Source organism: Mucilaginibacter sp. P2_A5 (genome assembly GCF_056404995.1).
Genome location: NZ_JBFUCY010000022.1, coordinates 64,123 through 81,996, shown reverse-complemented (window position 1 = coordinate 81,996; position 17,874 = coordinate 64,123). Strand labels below are relative to the sequence as shown.

The window sequence follows — 17,874 nt, the reverse complement described above, 5'->3', positions numbered from 1 at the left end:
CAAAAGAAATCCATGTTATTATTAGGGATTGATATAGGTACTTCTTCAGTTAAAGTTAGCGTTGTTAACGCTGATACGCAACAAATTATAACGTCGGCACAGTTTCCGGACGAGGAATCGCCGATAAAGGCCGTGCATCCCGGCTGGGCCGAGCAATCGCCACTGATGTGGTGGGACCAGGCGCAACAGGCACTGGCACGCTGCCATGCCAAAGGCGGTTACAACCCGCAGGATATTGCCGCCATAGGCATTGCTTACCAGATGCACGGGCTGGTGTTGGTTGATAAAGACCAGAACGTTTTACGCGATAGCATTATCTGGTGCGATAGCCGCGCCGTTGAAATTGGCGATAAAGCCTTTGCCGCCATCGGCCAGGAAAAATGCTTATCGCACCTGTTAAACTCGCCGGGCAACTTTACCGCATCCAAATTGGCCTGGGTAAAGGAGAACGAGCCGGAGATTTACGCTAAAATAGACAAGATCATGTTGCCGGGCGATTACATCGCCATGAAACTAACCGGCGAGATCACCACATCGGTATCGGCACTATCTGAAGGCGTTTTCTTCGATTTTAAAACCAACAGCATCTCCAAAGAGATTGTTGATTACTTTGGTTTTGATGAAAGCCTGTTCCCGGTTATCAACCCGGTGTTTTCAGCTCACGGAGCCTTAAAAAGCGATGTAGCCGAAAAACTTGGCCTTAAAGCCGGCATCCCGGTAACCTATAAATCGGGCGATCAGCCAAATAATGCTTTATCATTAAATGTACTAAACCCGGGCGAGGTAGCTGCAACAGCTGGTACGTCCGGCGTAATATACGGTGTAAGCGATCAACTGGCTTATGACCAGCAATCGCGCATCAACACTTTTGCCCACGTAAACTATTCCGAAGAGGAAAAACGTTTAGGCGTATTGCTTTGTATTAACGGAACGGGCAGCTTATACCGCTGGGCCAAATATAACTTCGGCGCAGGCTTAGGCTATAACCAACTAAACGAAGAAGCAAAAAAAGCGCCATTAGGCAGCGAGGGCTTGCGCGTACTGCCATTTGGCAACGGAGCCGAGCGCATGCTTAACAATAAACAGGTAGGCGCCCATTTCCAAAATATCGACTTGAACCTGCATACCCAGGCGCATATTTTCCGCGCGGTACAGGAAGGGATAGCCTGCGCGTTCCGGTATGGTTTTGACATCATGCGCAGCAACGGCATGAACCCAACGGTAATCCGTGCCGGCAAAAGCAACCTTTTTTTAAGCGAGCTATTTGCCGAAACCTTTGTAAACGCCACCGGCGTCCCCGTTGAACTATACAACAACGATGGCAGCGTAGGCGCGGCCTTAGGCGCAGGAATAGGTGCAGGCATCTTTAAATCGCCCGCAGAAGCATTCAGCAATACCAAAGCTATCCAATTGATAGAACCGGATCTTTCTGTTGATTTTGAACCTATTTATAACGAATGGAAAGAGCTACTTGATGTTAGGTTAAAGGCGAAAGGATAAAGGCAAAAGGTTAAAAGCGAAATTCAATAATTCAATAATTCAGTAAATCAATAATTCAACAACTCAATAATTCACTAATTAAACAATATGAAAATCATCACAGGCGAAAAGGAATTTTTCAAAGGAATAGGGCAGATAGCTTACGAGGGGCAGGAATCAGATAACCCGCTGGCGTTTCGCTGGTATGATGCCAACAGGGTAGTGGCCGGTAAAACGATGGCCGAGCATTTACGTTTTGCCTGTTCTTACTGGCATTCATTTAACGGTAACGGCGCCGATCCGTTTGGCGGGCCTACCCACATTTTTGCATGGGACGAGAAAGCCGACGCTGTAGAACGCGCTAAAGACAAGATGGATGCTGCGTTTGAATTCATTACCAAAATGAATATCCCTTACTACTGTTTTCATGATGTAGACGTGGTAGATTATACCAACGATGTAAACGAAAACGACCGCCGCATCCAGGCTTTGGTTGAATATGCCAAACAAAAACAAGCCGAAAGCGGTGTTAAATTGCTTTGGGGAACATCAAACCTGTTTAGCCATCGCCGGTATATGAATGGTGCAGCTACCAACCCTGATTTTCATGTATTGGCCCATGGAGCTGCGCAGGTTAAAGCGGCAATTGATGCCACCATTGCTTTAGGCGGCGAAAACTACGTTTTCTGGGGTGGCCGCGAAGGCTATATGAGCCTGCTGAATACCGATATGAAACGTGAGCAGGAGCATTTTGCTAAATTTTTACATACCGCTAAAGATTATGCGCGCAAACAAGGCTTTAAAGGAAACTTCTTTATCGAACCAAAACCTTGCGAGCCTACCAAACACCAGTACGATTATGATGCCGCTACCGTTTTAGGCTTTTTGCAGAAATACGATTTACTGAATGATTTTAAACTGAACCTGGAAGTTAACCACGCTACATTGGCCGGCCATACTTTCCAGCACGAATTACAGGTAGCTGCAGATTCAGGTTTATTAGGTTCGATAGATGCCAACCGTGGCGATACTCAAAACGGATGGGACACCGATCAGTTCCCGAACGATATCAACGAGATTACCGAATCGATGATGATTATCCTGGAAGCCGGTGGTTTACAAGGCGGTGGTATTAACTTTGATGCCAAAATTCGTCGTAACTCAACCGATCAGGCCGATTTATTTTACGCCCATATTGGTGGCATGGATATCTTCGCCCGTGCCCTGGTAATAGCCGATAACATTTTACAAAAATCAGAATATAAAAAGATCCGTGCCGACAGATATGCCTCATTTGATGCAGGTTCCGGAAAAGATTTTGAGGATGGTAAGCTATCATTAGAAGATTTGCGTAACTATGCAATAACCAATGGCGAGCCTAAAACATTAAGCGGCCGACAAGAATATTTAGAAAATTTGATAAATCGCTATATATAGCTTATAATTGTCAATCTAACATTATTAAAACCAACTTAACCAAACAATGAATTCATTAACCAACGGTGACTACGCCGTATTTATCGTGTACTTTTTAATAGTATCCTGTTATGGATACTGGGTATACAGACGGAAGCATAACGCCGATGCAACATCAAAAGATTATTTTTTAGCAGAGGGATCACTTACCTGGTGGGCCATAGGCGCTTCGCTTATTGCATCTAATATTTCGGCAGAGCAATTTGTTGCAATGAGCGGTAATGGTTTTACCATGGGTTTAGCTATATCTACGTATGAATGGATGGCTGCTGCAACTTTGTTAATTGTAGCTATATTCTTTATTCCGGTATACCTGAAGAACAAGATATTTACCATGCCTCAGTTTTTGCATCAGCGTTATAACAGCACTGTGGCAATGATAATGGCTGTGTTTTGGTTATTGTTGTATGTAATTGTAAACTTAACTTCTATCATTTACCTGGGCGCGGTGGCAATTAACGGTATATCGGGCATCAACTTTAACTTGTGCCTTGTATTGCTGGCCCTTTTTGCAGTTGTTATTACCCTGGGTGGTATGAAAGTAATAGGTTATACAGATGTTATCCAGGTGTTCTTTTTAATATTGGGCGGATTGGTAACCACCTATATAGCTGTTAGCAAAGTAGCCGAGCATTACCACCAGGAAGGTATTACCAATGGTTTAACAATACTGTATCAGCAAGCAAATGACCACTTCCATATGATACTGAAAAGGGAAAACCCAAGCTACGGCGATTTGCCTGGCTTAACCGTATTATTGGGTGGTATGTGGATTGTAAACTTAAATTACTGGGGATGTAACCAATACATTACGCAACGCGCATTGGGCGCCGATTTAAAAACCGCCCGCGGAGGTATTTTATTTGCCGCTTTCCTGAAGCTATTAATGCCTATTATTGTTGTATTGCCGGGTATTGCGGCTTACGTATTGTACAAGCAAAACGTGTTTGACAACATAAGTACAGCAAGTATTGCCGAAAATCATGACCATGCTTATCCGGTATTGTTAAACTTGTTGCCCGCCGGTTTTAAAGGGCTATCATTTGCTGCGCTAACGGCTGCGGTTGTTGCTTCGTTAGCAGGTAAGGCCAATAGTATTGCAACTATTTTTACGTTGGATATCTTTAAAAAGAAAATCAGGCCGGATGCTACCGATAAACAACTGGTTAACGTAGGTAAAATTACCGTAGTTGTAGCCATGACTTTAGGTGTGCTGCTTTGTAAATTTTTGGGCATTGATAAAAAAGGTGGTTTCCAGTTTATCCAGGAATATACCGGGTTTGTATCGCCGGGTATTTTCGCGATGTTCATACTCGGATTCTTCTGGCGGAAAGCTACTTCAAACGCAGCTTTATTTGCTACGGTAGGTGGTTTTATCATGTCGGTAGTGTTAAAAGTATTGCCTTTATATACTAACCTTGAAGGCTTAAAGAGCTTTGGCTTTTCGATACCTGTATTGCAAAAAGATGGCGTAACTACGCTGTACGAAATTCCTTTTCTTGACAGGATGGGATTTGTGTTTGTAATTTGTGTGGTTGGGATGTACATCATTTCGATGCTTGAAAACTCGAAAGGATTACGCACAAACGGCCTTGAAGTTGATACTAAGATGTTCCGTACATCAAATTCATTTGCTGTAGGTGCGCTTATTATTACAGGCATACTTGTAGCGCTTTACTCCATTTTCTGGTAGCAGAGCCTCACCCTGCCCTCTCCAAAGGAGAGGGTTCTTGAAATCAGGGTTGAACGTACTAAAGTCAAGCATTAATATTTAAAGAGTGGCCGTTTTTATTGGCCGCTCTTTTTTTTTGCCTCCCTCAATCCTCTTTCCAAAGTGGGGGTAATTTGCAGGGTTGCAGATGTGCTTTTTAGCGTATCCCTAAAAAAAGAATCCTAACTAAGCCGCCACGCTAATCAGAACCCTCTCCTTTGGAGAGGGCAGGGTGAGGCCTCTCCGCAATCGTTATCGTAGATTGTTGCAAATATCGTTTCCATCCTAAACTAATGATGTGTAATTTGCCCGTTCAAACTACAATACCATTAACCTATAGTGAATAATTTAGAAGAAACATTCCGGTGGTTTGGCCCTGCCGATCCGGTTACACTAACAGCAATTTCGCAATCCGGGGCTACCGGCGTTGTTACAGCACTTTACCACATCCCAGTTGGCGAGGTTTGGAGTTTGGATGATATCATCCAACGTAAAAATATAATTGAGGCGGCCGGCTTACGGTGGTCTGTTGTCGAGAGCGTGAACATTCATGAAAGTATAAAAACCGCCGGCGCCGATAGAGATAAGTACATCCAAAACTATATTGCTACCCTCCAAAACCTGGCGCAGGCAGGCATCAATATTGTATGCTACAACTTTATGCCCGTGCTTGATTGGACACGTACCGACCTGGATTACCTGCTGGCCAACAAAGCAACCGCTTTAAGGTATGATGCGAAAGCCTTAGCAGCATTTGACCTTTACATCCTGGAGCGCCTGGGCGCCCGCGACGATTACAGCGCTACGCAGCAACAGGTTGCCAAGCAATACCTCGATAACATTAGCGCCGCTGAACGTGAACAACTGATCAATAACCTGATGGCAGGTTTACCAGGCACCAACAAAACACTAACCATCCCCGAATTTAAGGAGCACTTAAAGCGCTATGCGGATATTGATGCTGCGGGTTTAAAGGAAAACCTTGCCTACTTTTTGCGTGGCATTATACCTGCGGCCGAAAAAGCAGGCGTTAAAATGTGTATCCACCCCGACGATCCGCCGTTTCCGATACTGGGCCTGCCAAGGGTGGTATCTACCGAGCAGGACCTTGCCGACCTGGTGAACTATTACCCTTCGCCAAGTAACGGCATCACTTTTTGTACCGGCTCATTAGGAGCAAGGGCCGATAATGATTTACCGGGAATTGTGGAACGATTAGGCGAACACATTCACTTCCTGCACCTGCGTAATGTGCAGCGCGAGGCTGATGGCAGTTTTTACGAGGCCGAGCATTTGGGTGGCAGTACCGATATGTATGCCGTTATGAAAAATATTGTACTGGAGCAGCAAAAACGTGTGGCCGATGGCCGGGATGATATTGCCATACCCATGCGCCCCGATCATGGACATAAACTGCTTGACGATTTTAATCACAAAACATACCACGGCTACTCGGCCATAGGCAGGCTGAAAGGGCTTGCCGAATTACGGGGGCTTGAAATGGGCGTTAAACGCTCTTTACTGGATAAAGCATAACCTACTATTGATGAAAAACTTTTTAGATAAAGACTTTTTATTAACTACCGAAACCGCGCGGCGCCTGTACCATGAATACGCCGCCGATTTACCTATTATTGATTACCACAGCCATTTGCCGCCCGACCAGATTGCCGGCGATATCAACTTTGAAAACATAACCCAGGTATGGCTCAACGGCGACCATTATAAATGGCGTGCCATGCGTGCCAACGGTGTTGACGAGGATTACATTACCGGGAAGAAAACCGACCTGGAAAAATTTGAACAATGGGCTGCCACAGTACCCTATACACTGCGCAATCCCCTTTACCATTGGACGCATCTTGAACTACAGCGGTATTTTGATATTCACGACCTGCTGTCGCCAATTACGGCCCGGCAGATTTATGACGAGAGCAGCAAAAAACTGCAATCGCCCGAGTACAGCATACGCAATATCATCAAAAGCAAAAATGTGGAGGTAATTTGTACTACCGACGACCCACTTGATGACCTGGCGTATCATCAAAAAATCAAAGCTGATGGTTATGAAGTTCAGGTGTTACCAACCTTCAGGCCCGATAAAGCTATGAATGCTGATGACTTGGTTACACTAAATCTGTACATTGATAAGCTGCAGGTAATCGCAGGTACTGCTATTAATACTATTGATGCCTATTTATGGGCTTTAAAGGGCCGCCACGATTATTTTGCAGCAAACGGCGGGCGGTTATCCGACCATGGTTTGGAGCAGGTATATGCCGAAGATTATACCGATGCCGAAATAGCCGATATATTTATCAAGATAAGGAACAACCAATCTTTGGATGCAACCGAGGCCCTGCAATTTAAATCGGCCATGCTGTATAATTTTGCTTTGTGGAACCACGAAAAAGGCTGGGTAATGCAATTACATTTGGGTGCCTTGCGCAATAACAACGCCCGCGGATTAAGTGAGCTTGGGCCGGACACCGGGTGGGATTCGATAGGTGATTTTTCGCAGGGAAGGGCCTTGTCTAAATTCCTGAACCGGTTGGATACAACCAATCAGCTTAGCAAAACCATTTTGTATAACTTAAACCCGGCTGATAATGAGCTGATGGCATCCATGACCGGCAATTTTAACGATGGCTCTGTAGCGGGTAAAATCCAGTTTGGCTCGGCCTGGTGGTTTTTGGATCAAAAAGACGGCATGACCAAACAGATGAACGCGCTATCCAATATTGGCTTGCTGAGCAGGTTGGTGGGCATGCTTACCGATTCGCGCAGTTTCTTATCTTTCCCAAGGCACGAATATTTTCGCAGGCTGGTTTGCAATCTGTTTGGCGATGATATCGAAAACGGCGAGTTGCCAAACGATATCGAGTGGACGGGTAAAATCGTCCAGGATATTTGTTATTATAACGCGAAGAATTACTTTAATTTCGATCAGAGCAAATGAGCGCGCCATTTGAAATAACAGCATCAAAAGGCCGCATCCTTTCTTTCGGAGAACTGCTTTTGCGGATTTGCCCGGATGCAGGCGGCCAATGGCTGAACGATAACCAGCTGCCATTTTTTATAGGTGGTGCCGAACTGAATGTAGCCGGCGCGCTGGCGCTTTGGCAACTGCCATCGGCATATTTTACGGCCCTGCCGGATAATGCGCTATCGGCCCAGATAATTGATCACCTGGAGGCAAAAAAGGTTGATACTTCTCCCATACTTAAGCAGGGCGATAGGATAGGGTTGTATTATTTAACCCAGGGTAAGGATGTTAAAAACAATGCCCTTATTTATGACCGTGCAGGCTCGGCATTTGCCACGTTAAAACCTGGACAGGTTAATTGGGACAAAGTTTTGGATGGCGTAACCTGGTTCCATTTCAGCGCGATATGCCCGGCCATAAGCCAGGATGTGGCCGATGTTTGCCTGGAGGTGCTTGAAGCAGCATCGGCAAAAGAGATCACTATTTCTGTTGATTTAAATTACCGTTCAAGATTATGGAAATACGGTAAACAGCCGGTTGATATAATGCCCCAGCTTGTAAAATACGCCGATTTGGTGATGGGTAATGTTTGGGCGGCCGAGTTGATGCTCGACATCCCGGTAGCGCCGGATATTCATGAATCGGGACAAAAAAGCATTTACCTGAAAGAGGCGCTTAAAACATCAGAAACCATCATGGCACAATACCCCAAATGCAAGGCTGTAGCCAATACTTTCAGGTTTGATGCCGGCGAGGGTATTAACTACTATACGGCTTTATATACCGGGGATAAGCTATACAACTCCAGCCAGTATGAAACCGATAAAGTGGTTGACAAAGTTGGCAGCGGCGATTGCTTTATGGCCGGGCTTATTTACGGGTTTTACAATAACCTGGGGCCGCAGCAAACATTACAGTTTGCAACTGCCGCAGCATACACCAAACTGTTTATTGAGGGCGATGCCACTGATAAGACAGTTGAAGAAATTATTAACGTCGCGTTAACCGCTAAATGACCGATAGTCATTTGGTCCAAAGTCTTAAGTTCTAAGTCGAAAACGAGAATCAGACTTAGAACTCAAGGCTCAGAACTCAAGACTTAACAAAATTATGAGCAAAAAAGATATAGTACTGGATGCGATAGTAGCGCAGGGCACCTTGCCGCTGTTTTTTTATCCCGATGCCGAGGTTAGCCTCGAAATTACCCGCACTTTGTACAAAGCAGGGGTGAGGGTATTTGAATATACCAATCGTGGGGCCGCCGCGCTGGCCAATTTTAAAGTGTTAAAACAGGCGCAACAAGCCGAAATGCCCGATTTGCACCTGGGCATAGGCACCATTAAAAGCCTGGAGGAGGCAACGGCGTTTATTGATGCCGGAGCCGATTTTATCGTATCGCCAATTGTGAACCCCGAAGTGGGTGAATTTACCGCGAAACAGGAGTTGTTATGGATTCCGGGATGTATGACGCCCACCGAAATTTATACCGCGCAGCAGCACGGTGCTGCATTAATAAAAATTTTCCCGGCCAATATTTTAGGGCCAGAGTTTGTATCGTCAATCCGTGATTTGTTTGCCGGTCAGTTGTTTATACCAACGGGCGGTGTCGATTTAAATATCAACAGCATCAGCGGCTGGTTTAGGGCCGGCGTTTGCGCGGTGGGTATGGGCAGTAAACTAATCAGCAAAAATGTATTGGAAAACAAGCTGTACGACCAGCTGTACAGCGATACCATAACACTGCTGGAGATGGTAAAAGCTGCCAGGTAACTTTTTAGTTGAAAGCTTGATTTTAGCACAGATGGTCTTTTGTTTGTGCTACAAACAAATTAAAATATAAATCAAATATAATGAGAGAAGCCAAAGTTGGAAATTACAGATGGGTTGTAGTTTCACTTTTATTTTTTGCAACTACAATCAACTACCTCGACAGGCAGGTGATAGGCTTGCTTAAACCTACTTTAGAAACAGAATTTAAATGGACTGAAGCAGATTACGGCTATATCGTAATGGCATTTGCTACCGCATATGCAGCGGGATTGCTATTGTTTGGTGGCGTTATTGATAAAATAGGCACCAAGCTGGGGTATACCATATCATTAATTGTGTGGAGCGTAGCCGCCATGCTGCATGCCATTGTTAAAAGCACATTTGGTTTTGGTGTGGTAAGGGCCGCTTTGGGTATAGGCGAATCCGGTAACTTTCCGGCTGCAATTAAAGTGGTTGCAGAATGGTTCCCTAAAAAAGAGCGAGCTTTTGCCACAGGTATATTTAATTCGGGAGCCAATATCGGGGCGGTTGTTGCACCTGTAATGGTACCATGGTTATTGGGTGCTTATAATTGGCAAACTGCGTTTTTGGTAACAGGAGCAATTGGTTTTGTATGGCTTATATTTTGGTGGCTGTTTTATGAGATCCCATCAAAACATAAAAAAATAAGCCCCGGAGAATTTGAATATATCCACAGTGACGCTGATGCAATGCTGGCTACCGAGAGTAAAATAAAATGGATTCAGCTTTTTGGCATAAGGCAAACATGGACATTTGTGATAGGTAAATTTTTAACCGACCCAATCTGGTGGTTTTTCCTGTTCTGGTTACCATCATATTTTTCCAGCACCTTTAATCTCGATCTTAAAAAACCAAGTCTGCCATTAATCATCGTTTACACAGCCACCTCAATAGGCAGCATTGGCGGCGGTTACCTGTCGTCATATTTCATCAAAAAAGGGTGGCCGGTATTTAAGGCGCGTAAAGTAGCTATGCTGATATTTGCGTTGTGTGTAGTACCTATTATATCTGCAAAATACGCAACTAATGTATGGCAGGCCGTTGCTTTAATAAGCCTTGCCGCTGCAGCACACCAGGCCTGGAGCGCCAATATTTTCACCACCGCATCAGATATGTTCCCTAAACGGGCTTTAAGTTCGGTGATTGGCATTGGGGGAATGGCCGGCTCTGTAGGGGGCATCCTGTTCCCGTTTCTTGTTGGGCATATACTGGATTATTATAAGCTGGGTGGGCATTTAACAACAGGTTATAATATTATTTTCCTGATATGCGGAAGTGCATATTTACTGGCCTGGTTTATTATGCACCTGTTATCGCCCAAAATGAAACCGGTAAATCTGTAGTTATTGGTTAAAATTTAATCAGCAAAATGTTATATCAACTATAACCGAAGATAGTCTTGAGTAGGAAGCTTTAAGTTATAAATCGAATTTGTTTTTGACTTATAACTTAAGACTTTCTACTTAGTACTACTGACCCAATACCTGCTCTGCTAGTTCATCAATCCAGCTTGACAGGTAAGGCTCGGTGCCTGTTAACCTGATCCATTCGCCGTCGGCTTCCTGCGCTATTACCAGGTGCAGTGTGCCATCAACCGACTTAAATTCATATGCTTTTGTAAAATTGCCATAAGTAATAGGTTGTAATATGCCATCAATAGTACTGTCGGTGCCGGTCAAGGTGGCTTCAATTTGCTGTTCCATAGTTTATAATTTTAATACTAACAAGCGGTATTGCTTTGTGTTTGCTGCATATTGGTTAGTGCCAAGGTAAATCTTCAATCCCAAAAAACATTATCTTTAACACGTGAAAAACTTACAGCCCGACCCCAAAGTATTGATTGATATTGTACAAACACAAATGCCTTATGGTAAGTATAAAGGCACAATAATTGCCGATATACCAATTAGTTACCTGGAGTGGATGAGCGGTAAAGGCTTTACAAAAGATAAGCTTGGGATGATGTTATCTACCGTTTTCGAGATCAAGACCAATGGTTTAGGCGAGATTTTGTTTATGGTACGCAAATCACTGAATAGTGGGCAGGGCATTAGCCCGAAACTAAAATAGCTTAACGTGACCAATTGATGACCATCCGCCTGTAAGGTATCCTGCGTATATCCGACTAACAGTAAAAACATAAAATAATTATGAAAAAGTTGATGTTATATATTGCCGGGGTATTTTTATTTATAGGTTGTGCAAACGGACAATCTAAACCAGACGCTATGGCCCCGTTGTCAAAACCCAAAAGAGGCGAAGCCCTGGCTACCTTTGGCGGCGGGTGTTTTTGGAGCATGAGCGAGGCTATGTCTGAACTTAAAGGGGTAAACAAAGTTATTTCGGGATATGCCGGTGGAAATACCAAAAATCCGACATATGAGGATGTTAGCACCCGCACCACCAACCATGCCGAAACCGTGCAGATTTATTATGATCCTAAGGTGATTAGTTACGCTACACTTGCCGAGGCTTTCTTTTTTGCCCACGACCCAACAACTTTAAACCGCCAGGGGCCTGATGAAGGTACAGATTACCGTTCGATAGCTTTTTACCGCACACCCGAAGAGAAAAATATCCTGCTGGCTACAATCAAAAAAGTAAATGAATCAAAGCATTATAATAATCCGGTAGTTACACAGGTTGTTCCGTTTACCGTATTTTACGCTGCCGAAAATTATCACCAGGGCTATTACAAAACTCATTTAAGCCAGCCCTATATTGCCTCGGTATCAACACCTAAAGTGCTGAAATTCAGGAAAGCGATGGCTGCGGAGTTGAAGCCGGAGTTTGCGAAGTAACAGTTTTTTAACAAAAGAAAATTGTCATTTCGATAGAGCTTGAGGGGGGAAGAGGGGGGCGCGAAAGAGAAATCTTTAACGACTTGCATCGCAACCGGCCTATTGGAATACAGGGTGTATAAGATTTCTCCTCACCCCCTGCTCTCCAGCCCCTTTCTGGTTCGCTCGCTCGACATTCGGTTTTATTAGTTCCTAGAATCCAAAAGATGTGGATACACGGTAGACTACCGGGGAGGATTTAGGAGGGGCTTTACAATTTATTAAACCATCCCTTTTTCCAGAACACAAAAACCTGTACAATGGCTATTAGAAACATAAAAACGATAGCATATACATATCCGTGATGCCAGTAAAGTTCGGGCATATTATCGGGGATAAGGTGGCCTTTATCGTCTTGCCGTGCAAAGTTCATCCCGTAAATACCGGCTATAAAGGTAAGGGGGATGAAGATCACTGATATAATGGTCAGCACCTTCATAATCTCGTTCATACGGTTGCTCACCATAGATAGGTAAAGGTCGATAATGCTGGAGGTTACCTCTTTGTAGTTTTCAATCAAATCCATAGCCTGGATGCAATGGTCATAGGCATCGCGTAAAAACAGCTTAACTTCGGGTGTTATCAGCGGACTGTCGGAGCGGATCATGTCGTTTATTTTATCGCGTTCGGGCCAGCTTGCCCGGCGGATAATGATAAGCGTCCGCTTAAGTTGCTGCGAATTGAACATGATGCTTTTATCGGCATCGGTATAAACCTTATCTTCAATGGCGTCCAGTTTATCGCCTATCTGCGCCAGCAAAATAAAATAGGTGTCAATTATAGTATCTGTAAGCGCGTAACACATATACCCGGGCCCTGCCGTGCGGATAGCGCCTTTACCAGCCTTTAAGCGGGCTTTAACGGCCTCAAAGCACTCCACATGGTCTTCTTCAAAGCTGATGATCAGGTTATCTTTTATAATGGCCGAAAACTGGTGGTTCACCAATTCATCTTCGCTGTTAAAATGTACAATCCGGCTGGTGCTAAAGGCGTAATCTTCGTACTCATCAAACTTGGGGCGTTGATGGATATTGGCAATATCCTCTAAAACCAAAGGGTTTATATTCAGGTGCTCGCCAATTTGTTCAATCAGCCGGGCATCGCCAAGGCCGTTAATTTTTATCCAATGGGTATGGTTATCGCATTTTTTTAACTGTGCTAATATCACTTTAATATCTTTGCCTTCGGATGTTATCAGCTCATCCTTATTATAGCTAAACATGGCTATATGCGGCTTAAGTGCGCCATCGGGCACGCGTATCATTCCGGGGCTGTCGCCAACATTTCCTGCATTGCGGCGGGCATTATACTTAACCCTTTTTATCAGATTATTCATTTACAAATAATTTATGGCCTGCGGGCCCTGGTTAAACAGTAAATCGACAATGCTCAAATTTTGCAGGAAGCCTTGCCGGTCTTCAAAAACCTGAAAATACGGTTTTTGTTGTAACTCTGTTTCTTTTTTTGGGTGGATGGATGCACGAAAGTCAGGTACGGAAGCGTATTCGGCATGATATTCGGACGTGTACTGCAACTCTGTTTTAATTTTAAGGAATTTGAGCAGCATTTGTAACAACTCCTGGTTGTAATCAAACAAATAGGGCACCTGTTTTTGCTTGTCATAAAACCGGGCAAAGTCATCTTCGTAGTATTCAAAATAAGCCGACCGGCGGTAGCATGCGCCAAGGCTTTGCCAGTGCAGGCGCTGCCAGTCAAAATCGTAGCTTATTTTAACATCTTTAACTTTGGTATGCGTTTTTGAACCTTTTACCACTGGTACCACCAATGTAAGGATACCCTCGGGCGAATAGATATTTGCCCGGTTACGGTAAGTTTGTTTGGGGAAATGTTCTTCTCTTTCTATCAGTATATCAGGCTTGTACGTGTTCAATTGTACAAAGTATTCAACCGGCGGAAGATAAAACATAGGTAATACAGCACCTTTTTCAATCATATATTTTATGTTTGTGGTCAAAATTGGTTAAAATAATGGTAAAAAAGGGGTTTATAAGGTTGGGGATTTTATTTTTATACCTTACCTCGTTATTGCCCTTTTGGTTTTTATACATCATATCTGATGTTTTGTTCGTTATCATATACCATATTGTACATTACCGCAGGGCAGTAGTACAACAAAACCTGGCTAACGCCTTTCCCGAAAAAACAGAAAAGGAACGCCAGGATATTGAACGTAAATACTACCATTACCTTGCCGATTTGATTGTAGAAACGGTAAAAATGATCACCGTATCTGAAAAGCAAATTCAAAAAAGAGTAGTGGCTACCAATGCCGAATTAGTACACGAATACTTTGCAAAAGGCAAAAGCATCATAGCTGTAGCAGGCCATTATTGCAACTGGGAAATGGCTGCGCTGAACTTTAACTTCGTAACTGATAAAAGGTTCATGATTGTTTATAAGCCCTTGAATAACGAAATTTTTAACGATTTTTTTATCCGGATCAGGTCGCGGTTTGGGGGGCAGCCTGTTGCCATGAAGCAAACCATGCGTAAAATGGTGGAGTACCGGAAAGAATTAACGGTAAGCGTATTGGTGGGCGATCAAACGCCTGGTGTAAACGAGGTAAACTATTTTACCACTTTTTTAAACCAGCCTACAGCGGTTTTCCTGGGTATCGAAAAGATTTCGAAAACAATTGATGCCGCTGTTGTTTTTTACGATATGAAACGCGTTAAACGCGGTTATTACACTTATACATTGGTTCCGCTGACAGAAAACCCGAAACAGACCGCAGAGCATGAGTTAACCGAAATGCATGTGCAATACCTGGAAGGGATGATCAGGAAGGAGCCTCAATATTGGCTATGGAGTCACCGGAGGTGGAAGTTTAAGCCGGAGGACAAACATAAATGATCGATACACCCAAAGTTGCCGTAGTTATCCTGAATTGGAACGGTACCAAATATCTTAAACAATTTCTTCCTTCGGTGATGGCATCAACCTGGCCCGGGCTTGATGTTGTTTTGGGAGACAATGCCTCCACAGATGATTCGGTGGCGTTTGTGAAAGAAAACTATCCCACAATAACGATCATTCAGAATGATGAAAATTACGGTTTTACCGGTGGCTACAACCGTGTGCTGGCCAAGGTTGAGGCCGATTATTATATCCTGTTAAACTCAGATGTTGAGGTGGTACCCGGTTGGATTGAGCCGGTGATAAGCCTGATGGAAGGCGACGAGAAGATAGCCGCGGCAGCACCCAAGCTATTAGCTTATGCCAATAAAGATACCTTTGAACACGCAGGTGCTGCCGGCGGGTTTATTGACGCATACGGTTATCCCTTTTGCCGTGGCCGCATGTTTTATGAAGTTGAAAAAGACCATGGCCAATACCAGCATTCAGGCGAGGTTTTCTGGGCCTCGGGTGCATCGTTGTTCATCAAAAAGAAATACTGGGACCTGGCAGGCGGTTTTGACGAATACTTTTTTGCCCACATGGAAGAGATTGACCTGTGCTGGCGACTAAAAAATATGGGCTATAAAGTAATGTATTGCGCCGAATCTACCGTTTACCACGTTGGCGGCGGTACGCTCAATACCGAAAACCCTTTTAAAACCTACCTCAATTTCAGGAATAACCTTTTGTTGTTAAAAAAGAACCTGCCTTTCTGGAGTGCATTCTGGGTTATCAGTATCCGCTTTTTAATGGATTTGCTGGCCCTCATCCGGTTCATGATGGAAGGCAAACGTAAAGATGCCTGGGCCGTAAGCAGGGCACACCAGGCCTTTGTTTTGAGCTTATTTAAGGCAAAAGGTAAAAGGCAAAAGGCAAAAGGATTATATAACTCACAACTCACAACTCATAACTCAAAAGGTACTTTCCAGGGCAGTATTGTGTGGCAGTTTTTTGTTAAAAAGAAACGGAGGTTTACAGATTTGCCATCAGCGGATCTGCTTTAGTTTTAGTCTTGAATCTTGATTCTTAACTCTTGATTCTCCTAACCAACCAGGTTTTCTAACCCCAGCCTGTATGAGTCCATCCCAAAACCGGCAATAACGCCCTTACAGCTTGCAGCCAGCATGGAGTGATGCCTGAACTCTTCGCGTTTGTATACGTTGGATATATGTACTTCTATAACCGGCGTATTGATAGCTGCGATAGCATCGGCAATGGCGATGGAGGTGTGGGTATATGCACCAGCATTTATCACAATGCCATCGTAACTAAAGCCAATTTCATGAAGTTTATTTATAATTTCGCCTTCAACATTACTTTGGTAGTAAGCTATATCTACGGCCGGGTAACGCGCACGCAGTTGTTCAAGGTAACCTTCAAAGCTGGTATCGCCGTAAATGGATTTTTCGCGAACGCCGAGCAGGTTTAAATTGGGGCCGTTTATAATTTGTATCTTCATTGCTCCAAACTTAAGTATAAAAATGCGAATCAAGAATCAAGAGCCAAGAATCGAGACAAACACCCAAAAGCCTGATGTAAAAATATTGCTTTACAAACTATTTTCTTCGTCGAAGCTGCGCGGAAATACCCTAATAATGTTTTTTTCTTGATTCTTGACTCTAATATCTTGACTCTTTTCTTAAATACATTAAATTAAAATCAATTTGGATTGGCGTTCGGCAATAAAGGGTTTCCAGGCTTATTTGAAATTAGAGAAATCGCTGGCCGATAATTCTGTGGAGGCCTATAGCCGGGATATAGAAAAGCTATATCAGTATGCCGAAACGAAACCATTTAAGCTGAAGCCGGAAACCATTACTTTAACCGACTTGCGGGAGTTTATTACCTGGGCCGCCGAACTGGGCATGATCCCATCGTCCCAGGCACGCATATTATCGGGCATTAAGGCTTTTTACAAATACATGCTGATGGAAGATCTGATAAAAAGTGATCCGTCGGAGTTATTGGAATCGCCCAAAATTCGGCGTAAGCTGCCCGATACATTGAGTTACCAGGATATTAATAAACTGATAGCCGCCATTGACCTATCTAAGCCCGAAGGCCCGCGCAACAAAGCCATTTTAGAAACCTTGTACGGCAGCGGCCTGCGGGTATCCGAACTAACCGAGCTAAAGCTATCAAACCTGTACCTGGATATTGAATTTATAAAAGTGATCGGCAAGGGTAATAAAGAGCGCCTGGTACCCATAGGTGCCGAGGCCATTAAAGCCATTAAAATTTATATCGAAAACCTGCGGGTGCACATCCCCATTAAAAAAGGCGAAGACGATATTGTGTTTTTAAACAGGAGGGGGGCAAGGCTTAGCCGCCAAATGATATTTTTGATGATCCAGGACCTGGCGCAAGCTATCGGCCTTAAAAAAACAATCAGCCCGCACACCTTCCGCCACTCCTTTGCCACCCACCTGGTTGAAGGCGGCGCCGACCTGCGCGCCGTACAGGAAATGCTGGGCCACGAAAGCATCACCACCACCGAAATTTATACGCATTTGGACAGGGAGTATCTGAAAAGCACGATAAGCCAGTTTCATCCGAGATCGTGAGTTGTGAGTTGTGAGTTGTGAGTTCTGAGTTCTGAGTTCTGAGTTCTGAGTTGTGAGTTGTGAGTTCTGAGTTCTGAGTTCTGAGTTCTGAGTTCTGAGTTCTGAGTT

At 44.0% G+C, this 17,874-nt stretch carries 17 protein-coding genes; 13 read left to right on the top strand and 4 right to left on the bottom strand.

Annotated elements, in window-relative coordinates; genetic code table 11:
• The first annotated feature begins 12 nt into the window (after window positions 1–12).
• From AC1DXF_RS19655 to AC1DXF_RS19620, 8 genes are all read left to right on the top strand, one after another.
• Window positions 13–1,500: a xylulokinase gene (locus AC1DXF_RS19655; protein ID WP_477450423.1), complete on the top strand. Its 1,488-nt coding sequence runs from the start codon at window positions 13–15 to the stop codon at window positions 1,498–1,500.
• A gap of 87 nt (window positions 1,501–1,587) precedes the next feature.
• The gene (xylA, locus tag AC1DXF_RS19650) at window positions 1,588–2,916 is read left to right on the top strand and encodes a xylose isomerase (protein ID WP_477450403.1); all 1,329 of its coding nucleotides are present in this window, start codon (window positions 1,588–1,590) and stop codon (window positions 2,914–2,916) included.
• Window positions 2,917–2,962: 46 nt separating this feature from the next.
• Window positions 2,963–4,648: a sodium/sugar symporter gene (locus AC1DXF_RS19645; RefSeq protein ID WP_477450402.1), complete on the top strand. Its 1,686-nt coding sequence runs from the start codon at window positions 2,963–2,965 to the stop codon at window positions 4,646–4,648.
• Window positions 4,649–5,002: 354 nt separating this feature from the next.
• Window positions 5,003–6,202: a mannonate dehydratase gene (uxuA, locus tag AC1DXF_RS19640; protein ID WP_477450422.1), complete on the top strand. Its 1,200-nt coding sequence runs from the start codon at window positions 5,003–5,005 to the stop codon at window positions 6,200–6,202.
• A gap of 10 nt (window positions 6,203–6,212) precedes the next feature.
• Window positions 6,213–7,625: a glucuronate isomerase gene (gene uxaC, locus AC1DXF_RS19635; RefSeq protein WP_477450401.1), complete on the top strand. Its 1,413-nt coding sequence runs from the start codon at window positions 6,213–6,215 to the stop codon at window positions 7,623–7,625.
• Window positions 7,622–8,668 (top strand): PfkB family carbohydrate kinase, encoded by a 1,047-nt coding sequence (locus AC1DXF_RS19630; protein WP_477450400.1) that lies wholly within the window; start codon window positions 7,622–7,624, stop codon window positions 8,666–8,668. Before uxaC ends, AC1DXF_RS19630 begins: the two co-directional genes overlap by 4 nt.
• A gap of 94 nt (window positions 8,669–8,762) precedes the next feature.
• Window positions 8,763–9,422 carry a beta/alpha barrel domain-containing protein gene (locus AC1DXF_RS19625; RefSeq protein ID WP_477450399.1) on the top strand — a complete coding sequence of 220 codons (660 nt, stop codon included), beginning with the start codon at window positions 8,763–8,765 and terminating at the stop codon, window positions 9,420–9,422.
• Between the two features lie 80 nt (window positions 9,423–9,502).
• Entirely contained in the window at window positions 9,503–10,786 is a 1,284-nt protein-coding gene (locus AC1DXF_RS19620; RefSeq protein WP_477450398.1) for an MFS transporter, read from the top strand.
• 126 nt (window positions 10,787–10,912) lie between these two features.
• Here AC1DXF_RS19620 and AC1DXF_RS19615 read toward each other — a convergent pair whose 3' ends face one another.
• On the bottom strand, window positions 10,913–11,146 hold the full coding sequence (locus tag AC1DXF_RS19615) for a hypothetical protein (RefSeq protein WP_477450397.1): 234 nt from the start codon (window positions 11,144–11,146) through the stop codon (window positions 10,913–10,915).
• A 103-nt stretch (window positions 11,147–11,249) separates the two neighbouring features.
• Here AC1DXF_RS19615 and AC1DXF_RS19610 point away from each other — a divergent pair, with 103 nt between their 5' ends.
• Both AC1DXF_RS19610 and msrA read left to right on the top strand, forming a co-directional pair.
• Window positions 11,250–11,513 (top strand): DUF3820 family protein, encoded by a 264-nt coding sequence (locus AC1DXF_RS19610; protein ID WP_477450396.1) that lies wholly within the window; start codon window positions 11,250–11,252, stop codon window positions 11,511–11,513.
• An 80-nt stretch (window positions 11,514–11,593) separates the two neighbouring features.
• Window positions 11,594–12,244 carry a peptide-methionine (S)-S-oxide reductase MsrA gene (gene msrA / locus AC1DXF_RS19605; protein WP_477450395.1) on the top strand — a complete coding sequence of 217 codons (651 nt, stop codon included), beginning with the start codon at window positions 11,594–11,596 and terminating at the stop codon, window positions 12,242–12,244.
• 250 nt (window positions 12,245–12,494) lie between these two features.
• Here msrA and corA read toward each other — a convergent pair whose 3' ends face one another.
• Window positions 12,495–13,619 (bottom strand): magnesium/cobalt transporter CorA, encoded by a 1,125-nt coding sequence (gene corA, locus AC1DXF_RS19600; protein ID WP_477450394.1) that lies wholly within the window; start codon window positions 13,617–13,619, stop codon window positions 12,495–12,497.
• Entirely contained in the window at window positions 13,620–14,237 is a 618-nt protein-coding gene (locus AC1DXF_RS19595) for a WbqC family protein (protein ID WP_477450393.1), read from the bottom strand. It lies immediately after the preceding gene.
• Window positions 14,238–14,272: 35 nt separating this feature from the next.
• Between AC1DXF_RS19595 and AC1DXF_RS19590 the strand changes: the two genes are divergently transcribed.
• Entirely contained in the window at window positions 14,273–15,157 is an 885-nt protein-coding gene (locus AC1DXF_RS19590) for a lysophospholipid acyltransferase family protein (protein ID WP_477450391.1), read from the top strand.
• On the top strand, window positions 15,154–16,206 hold the full coding sequence (locus AC1DXF_RS19585; RefSeq protein ID WP_477450390.1) for a glycosyltransferase family 2 protein: 1,053 nt from the start codon (window positions 15,154–15,156) through the stop codon (window positions 16,204–16,206). Before AC1DXF_RS19590 ends, AC1DXF_RS19585 begins: the two co-directional genes overlap by 4 nt.
• 38 nt (window positions 16,207–16,244) lie before the next feature.
• Here the strand turns inward: AC1DXF_RS19585 and aroQ are convergent, their stop codons facing one another.
• Complete coding sequence (aroQ, locus tag AC1DXF_RS19580; RefSeq protein WP_477450389.1) at window positions 16,245–16,661, bottom strand: type II 3-dehydroquinate dehydratase; 417 nt, start codon at window positions 16,659–16,661, stop codon at window positions 16,245–16,247.
• Between the two features lie 205 nt (window positions 16,662–16,866).
• On the opposite strand from aroQ, the gene xerD reads away from it, so the two are divergent.
• The gene (xerD, locus tag AC1DXF_RS19575) at window positions 16,867–17,766 is read left to right on the top strand and encodes a site-specific tyrosine recombinase XerD (protein WP_477450388.1); all 900 of its coding nucleotides are present in this window, start codon (window positions 16,867–16,869) and stop codon (window positions 17,764–17,766) included.
• Window positions 17,767–17,874: the final 108 nt, after the last annotated feature.

Bases quoted from the DNA above. Each gene is read 5' to 3' on its own strand.
- AC1DXF_RS19655 (WP_477450423.1), top strand. From the start codon at position 13: ATGTTATTATTAGGGATTGATATAGGTACTTCTTCAGTTAAAGTTAGC.
- xylA (WP_477450403.1), top strand. From the start codon at position 1,588: ATGAAAATCATCACAGGCGAAAAGGAATTTTTCAAAGGAATAGGGCAG.
- AC1DXF_RS19645 (WP_477450402.1), top strand. From the start codon at position 2,963: ATGAATTCATTAACCAACGGTGACTACGCCGTATTTATCGTGTACTTT.
- uxaC (WP_477450401.1), top strand. From the start codon at position 6,213: ATGAAAAACTTTTTAGATAAAGACTTTTTATTAACTACCGAAACCGCG.
- AC1DXF_RS19630 (WP_477450400.1), top strand. From the start codon at position 7,622: ATGAGCGCGCCATTTGAAATAACAGCATCAAAAGGCCGCATCCTTTCT.
- AC1DXF_RS19625 (WP_477450399.1), top strand. From the start codon at position 8,763: ATGAGCAAAAAAGATATAGTACTGGATGCGATAGTAGCGCAGGGCACC.
- AC1DXF_RS19620 (WP_477450398.1), top strand. From the start codon at position 9,503: ATGAGAGAAGCCAAAGTTGGAAATTACAGATGGGTTGTAGTTTCACTT.
- AC1DXF_RS19615 (WP_477450397.1), bottom strand. From the start codon at position 11,146: ATGGAACAGCAAATTGAAGCCACCTTGACCGGCACCGACAGTACTATT.
- msrA (WP_477450395.1), top strand. From the start codon at position 11,594: ATGAAAAAGTTGATGTTATATATTGCCGGGGTATTTTTATTTATAGGT.
- corA (WP_477450394.1), bottom strand. From the start codon at position 13,619: ATGAATAATCTGATAAAAAGGGTTAAGTATAATGCCCGCCGCAATGCA.
- AC1DXF_RS19595 (WP_477450393.1), bottom strand. From the start codon at position 14,237: ATGATTGAAAAAGGTGCTGTATTACCTATGTTTTATCTTCCGCCGGTT.
- AC1DXF_RS19590 (WP_477450391.1), top strand. From the start codon at position 14,273: ATGGTAAAAAAGGGGTTTATAAGGTTGGGGATTTTATTTTTATACCTT.
- AC1DXF_RS19585 (WP_477450390.1), top strand. From the start codon at position 15,154: ATGATCGATACACCCAAAGTTGCCGTAGTTATCCTGAATTGGAACGGT.
- aroQ (WP_477450389.1), bottom strand. From the start codon at position 16,661: ATGAAGATACAAATTATAAACGGCCCCAATTTAAACCTGCTCGGCGTT.